This window comes from Microseira sp. BLCC-F43 (assembly GCF_041929235.1).
Classification (GTDB): Bacteria; Cyanobacteriota; Cyanobacteriia; order Cyanobacteriales; family Aerosakkonemataceae; genus Microseira.
Genome location: NZ_JBHFNP010000138.1, coordinates 1 through 4,468, shown reverse-complemented (window position 1 = coordinate 4,468; position 4,468 = coordinate 1). Strand labels below are relative to the sequence as shown.

Sequence of the window (4,468 nt, the reverse complement as noted above, 5' to 3'; positions counted from 1 at the left end):
CTTTCTGTTCCATACAGTCGCGAGGGTCATCGACCATTAATATAGTATCATTGATGTAGATATTGTGTAGATGGTTATGACTAAAAAGGGATTGAATTTAAGGATAACCGAGCGTAGGCTCAATAAGCTAAGGCTATATGCGGCTGACAAAGAAAAGACGATGACTCAATTGGTAGAAGATTGGATTGACCGATTACCAAGCCCGGAGATTGGCGATTCCTCAACCACCTCAGTCTCTAATCAACCTGACGGTTGATATTGGTCGGGGATGGTTTCGTCCGAAGCCCAACAATTCATCTCAACACCTACCCAAAGGTAGATGTGAGCCTTCTTGTTGAAATAGGTAAATTTTTCGGGAAGTCTGCTATGATAGTAAATCGGCAGTGCCGGTGTAGCTCAGTGGTAGAGTAGCTGATTCGTAATCAGTTGGTCGTGGGTTCAAATCCCACCATCGGCTTTTTTAAGGATAGAGTAAGGTGCGTTACGCTAGTGCTAACGTGTCTTATGAACAAGTTATGACTAAAATGATTCTTGAAGATCTAGACCCTGCGGTGATAGAAATATTGGAATTACTTGCTAAGGAACGCGGGCGATCGCTGCAAGCAGAATTAAAGCACATTATAGAAACAGTAACTCAATCTAAAATTTTAATCCGTTCTCATGTAGGTTTGGATGGGATATTACAACTGAAAATTCCCACAGAGTTTAAAGATACCGATCTAGAAGTTACAGTAACAATTAAACCTGTCACGCCAGTTTCAAAGAAAACCCCAGAAGAGTTAGGATGGCCTGTAGGTTTCTTTGAAAAGACGGCTGGAAGTTTCCAAGATGAACCGTTAGTGCGGTATTCGCAGGGAGAATTACAAGAACGGAACTGGGATGATTTATCTGCTTGATACTAATGCCTGTATTGCTTACTTGAACCGCCCCATGTCTGGTGTACGTCGGCGGTTAGAAACTTTATCTCCAGAAGATGTGGCTGTTTGTTCCGTTGTTAAGAGTGAGTTATTTTACGGGGCGATGAGAAGTAACAATCCAGAGAGAACGCTAGCTGGACAGCAAGAATTTCTCAATCGTTTTGTCTCCTTACCTTTTGATGATAATGCTGCCATAATTTATAGTCGCATTCGCGCTCAACTTGCTGCTGTAGGAACTCCTATTGGGCCTTATGACCTTCAAATTGCAGCGATCGCAATGGCGAATAACTTAATTTTAGTGACTCACAATACCCGCGAGTTTAACCGGATTGAAGGACTGCAAATTGAGGATTGGGAGTTGCTGGGATGAGAGTGCGATCGCGTGTCTGCACATTATTGATTGGCGCTGCCGATCCAAATAGCTATAAAAGCCGCCTGTTACAATGAGTGGGGTTTGGGGAAGAGGAACCAAGTTCAGTTAAGCCCGGAGAAAAATCTATGAACATTGAGCAAGCTGTTTTAGAGAAGTTGCGGCAGTTACCTGTAGATAAGCAGCAAGAATTATTGGATTTTGTGGAATTTTTGTATCAAAAAATGCAGGCTAAGCCTCCCTTACGTAGCGTTAGAGGATTGTGTGCCGATCTAAAGGTAGACATCACCGAAGAAGATATTGCCCTGGCGCGGAAAGAAATGTGGGGCAATTTTCCGAGGGAGATCGTTTAATGACATCAGTAGTAACAGATACACATGCTTTGATTTGGTACATTTTTGATCTAGATCGGCTATCAGAAGCAGCATTAACAGCATTTGAACAAGCAGTTAATGCTGGTAATCCTATAGCGGCTTGCAGCCGCGTGAGGTACAGCGACATCGCTGAGTTTGTCAAGCGCGCACCCTTAAGGGTGCGCGCTTGACAAACTCAGGTGTACCTCATTCGAGTGGAATTCGCTATATCTAACAGCTAAGAATGGTAAGGCGCAGTGTTTTGTTTCTGCCAATCATGAGTTGATTCGTGCTTTGGCTAAACAAACAGGCGAGTTTGAGTGCTTAACTCCAGAAGAATTTGCGAGCAAGTATTTAGGATAATTTATATCGTGTCCGGTAGCATTGGTTCTGTATGTTTGTAGGGGTGTTCGCGCAGCGTGCCGGAGGCATTAGCATTCGGGCGATAATTTCTGTAAGAAACGCAAAGTCTTGTATCCGAATGCTTCACCCTGCCCCTACTCTCTGATACAACCGGACACGATATAAACCCGCCCCGGCAGAGGCTACCGAACATAATATCATCCCATCATCGAGTCCGCAATAACTGCACAAATGTATCGCTGACTGTATGATCTTTTGTATCGGCGGCATACTGAATTAACTGTTCGCGGAGTTTTTTCGCGTCATTTAAAGGTAGTAAGGTTGCTAATAAGAAGTAAACACCCCGAAATCGCGGATCGTCCATGTGGTCGATTAATCTTGCTTCGGTTTCAGGACTGTTGCCGAGAAAGTTTTGTACCAGAAAGAAATCCATAATTTTGTCGTGGCGGAAGTACCATTCTTTCTTCGCTTCTCCTTTTTCGTCTTTCCACTGACGGCTGACTACCATCTTATATTTCTCATCTTCTAGAGACTGTAATTCTTGGCAAAATTGCTCGTTAGGTAAGGCTTTTTCGTCGTTACATCGCATGTTGTAAACGGCTTCGGAGAATTTTTTCAGGGGAAATTGGTATTTCCATTCTTCCAGGAATTCTTCTGCCATCAGGTTGTATTGTTGTTCTTGCAGGCGAAATAGGTCGGGTGTTTTGCCTTGGGATAGCATGAGGGCGACGAGGGTTAAATCCATTGGGTTGGATAGTCTCTTTTTGGCGGCTTCTAAATCTTCCGGGGGTTGTTGGTTGTTGAGGGCGTCTGCTAGGTATTGGGTGCAGCCTTTTTCGTAATCAGTTCCTTGAATTTTGGCATCTTTGGGCAGTCTTGGCTGACGGGAAATTAAAAACTTCTGGATTTGGTCGGTTTCTAGGGGTTGTAAGTAATAGGTTTTTGCGGTTGAGGGGGGTATCCACTCTAAAGGCTGAGTCGTCATGATGACATTGCCCCGGAAATAGTGTTCGACGAAATGGACGATTTTAGCCCGTGTTTCGGCGGAGACTTCGTTGAGTCCGTCGATGCAGATATCGATAGCGCCACTATAAATTAGGTTTTTGAGGAATTCGGCATCTTGTGCTTGTCCGTGCAGTTTTTCTTGAATGGCTTCTATCACACCTTTGTCGCATTTTTGGGCGGGTAGATAGACGACGATGCGCGGGGAATTTTTGACGAGATGGCGCAGAAACATCGACTTGCCTAAACCGGAATCGCCTTCTAAGATGATTTGCCCTTGGATGCTGGGTAGTGCTTCGGTAACGGGTTTGATTGCTTCTGTACCTGGAAGTTTGACTTGAGATTCTCCGAAGTAGGCGAGGGAACTGAAATTGTCTAATCCGGCATCGGCTAGTAGGGAAGGTTTGAAGCGTTCAAATAGTTTGCGGCGCAGGTAGGGAACCCAGGTGAGGAGAAAGCCGACATAACCCACACCGAGAATCTTGCGTACCCACGGGTTCCAGAAAAAGATGGCTTGGACTTGGGCAGATTTGGGGTAGGCGAAGATGAGGGCAAGCCAAAAGGTAGCATGAATCAAGATGGTGTTTCGGGCGTTGGAAAACCACTTCCAAATTGCCACATCATTGATAGCTGACTGCACCGTATCGGCTTGGTCGTATTTGCCTTTTTTCAGGTTGTTGTGGTGAGTTTGCAGTAAGGGAATGTCTTGGGGTTTCCAAGAGACACTACGGGCAACTTTGGCTATTTTGTTTGCTAAGTCTGTTCGCAATCGTTCCAGCTTCTCACTTCCCGTCCAGGCATCGCGAAAGACTTCTAGTGTTTTCTTGGCTTCTTCGTATTCGGGTTTAGTAGGAGGTGCTTTAGGATAGCCAAGCCATTTGAGCAAGGTTTTCACCTCATCCGTACCGCCACCCAGGAAATAGGTCAAAAATCGCCACTGTTCAAATTTAACGTTTTGCTGATTTCGCTCATAGACCCGATCTAGGACGACAACAACCTCGTTTAGCTCCAGTTTTCTGATATTGCCCAATGCTTCTGCCGCACTGCTACGAACATTTACGTCCACCTTTTCATCTTTGAGGATATTGGCGATGTCTTTAACATAGGGTTTAGCCGCCTCTCCCAGGTTGCCCAATGCTTGTGCCGCATAGTAACGAACATTTACGTCCACCTTTTCATCTTTGAGGATATTGGCGATGTCTTTAACATAGGGTTTAGCCGCCTCTCCCAGGTTGCCCAATGCTTCTGCCGCACCGTAACGAATATATGCGTCCACCTTTTCATCTTTGAGGATGTCGAGGATGTCTTTAACATAGGGTTTAGCCGCCTCTCCCAGGTTGCCCAATGCTTGTGCCGCACCGCTACGAATATATGCGTCCGCGTTTTCATCTTTGAGGATGTCGAGGATGTCTTTAACATAGGGTTTAGCCGCCTCTCCCAGGTTGCCCAATGCTTGTGCCGCA

The 4,468-nt window shown here is 45.3% G+C and carries 5 protein-coding genes and 1 tRNA gene; 5 read left to right on the top strand and 1 reads right to left on the bottom strand.

Going from position 1 to position 4,468, the window contains the following annotated elements; all coding sequences use genetic code 11:
• Positions 1-385: 385 nt before the first annotated feature.
• The 5 genes from ACE1CM_RS19615 to ACE1CM_RS19595 all read left to right on the top strand — a co-directional run bounded on the left by ACE1CM_RS19615 (position 386) and on the right by ACE1CM_RS19595 (position 1,831).
• Positions 386-457, top strand: a tRNA-Thr gene (locus ACE1CM_RS19615).
• 58 nt (positions 458-515) lie between these two features.
• Positions 516-896, top strand: coding sequence for a hypothetical protein (locus tag ACE1CM_RS19610; protein ID WP_374879531.1), 381 nt, complete (start codon positions 516-518; stop codon positions 894-896).
• Complete coding sequence (locus ACE1CM_RS19605) at positions 880-1,287, top strand: type II toxin-antitoxin system VapC family toxin (protein WP_374879529.1); 408 nt, start codon at positions 880-882, stop codon at positions 1,285-1,287. The genes ACE1CM_RS19610 and ACE1CM_RS19605 overlap by 17 nt, the downstream gene beginning before the upstream one ends.
• Positions 1,288-1,415: 128 nt before the next feature.
• Positions 1,416-1,640, top strand: a complete 225-nt coding sequence (locus ACE1CM_RS19600) for a DUF2281 domain-containing protein (protein WP_374879527.1) — start codon at positions 1,416-1,418, stop codon at positions 1,638-1,640.
• A complete protein-coding gene (locus tag ACE1CM_RS19595) occupies positions 1,640-1,831 on the top strand; it encodes a hypothetical protein (RefSeq protein WP_374879525.1) in 192 nt (63 codons plus the stop codon). The genes ACE1CM_RS19600 and ACE1CM_RS19595 overlap by 1 nt, the downstream gene beginning before the upstream one ends.
• 377 nt (positions 1,832-2,208) lie before the next feature.
• Here the strand turns inward: ACE1CM_RS19595 and ACE1CM_RS19590 are convergent.
• A partial coding sequence (locus ACE1CM_RS19590; protein WP_374879523.1) for a HEAT repeat domain-containing protein occupies positions 2,209-4,468 on the bottom strand: 2,260 nt, incomplete at its 5' end.